We start from the raw sequence: 927 nt of genomic DNA, 5'->3' as shown, positions 1-927 counted from the left end.
GGGTCTTGGCTGTGTAAAAACGCCCTTCCCAGGTAAGTCGGAGAGAAGCCAGGAACCGGGCCTGTCTCAGGCCGCGATCGCAGCGATCAGCGGCTTGGCTCCGACGATGTTCATGACCCGTGTCAGATTATAGGCGAGGACCGAGAGAGCCATCTCAGCGGCCACTTTTGGAAGCGTTTTGGTGAGGAAGTGTGTCGCCCCCATGCGGGCTTTCATCGTGCCGAACGGATGCTCGACCGTCTCGCGACGCTGGCGCATGGCTTGTGGGTTTGCATCGAGGCGCTGCTGCACAGCGTCGAGCAAATGCTCGTGCTCCCATCGCGTAATCCGCCGCTCTGGCCCGGTCGTGCATTGCGATTTGAGCGCACAATTTTGACAGGCTGTGGTCCAGTAGCGCCGCAGCATCTTGCCGTCTTCTTCGCTTGTATAGCGATACGGCAATCGCTCCCCAGCTGGACAGCGATAGGCGTCCTCCTCTGGCAAATACACAAAATCCTGCTTACCGAAGCGCCCCTCCGATTTGGCGCCAGACGTCTGCGGCTTGGGCAGAGTTACCGTGATGCCGGCCTCGTGGCACGCGAGGATCTCCGTGCTGCTGAAGTAGCCGCGATCGGCAACGGCCTCGAGCGTCTCAGCCTTGAGAGCACCCTTCGCCTGCTTGGCCATGTTGGCAAGTTGTGCCCGATCTGAGCCGCTGTTCGTTACCTCGTGCGCCACAATCAGATGGTGCTCGGTGTCTACGGCGACCTGCACGTTGTAGCCGACGACGCCAGAACCGCGGCCGCTCGTCGCCATCGAACGGCTGTCGGGATCGGTCAGTGAGATTTGCTGGTCAGGCGACGCGAGCATCTGCTTCTCGCAAACGCCAAGCTTGCCCATCTCCTCCTTCAGTTTCGTCAACTTCTCGGTAAGCCTTGTTACCTTCGC

The 927-nt window shown here is 60.3% G+C and carries 1 protein-coding gene; it reads right to left on the bottom strand.

The genetic code is table 11. From position 1 onward, the window contains the following. Nucleotides 1-66 precede the first annotated feature (66 nt). A partial coding sequence (locus AC1RUR_RS38325; protein ID WP_492853343.1) for a transposase occupies nucleotides 67-927 on the bottom strand: 861 nt, incomplete at its 5' end.

The sequence above is a fragment of the Bradyrhizobium sp. GW821-FHT12B03 genome (assembly GCF_058807535.1).
The sequence above is the reverse complement of the archived record's forward strand: the minus strand, read 5'-3'. Positions and strand labels throughout refer to the sequence as shown.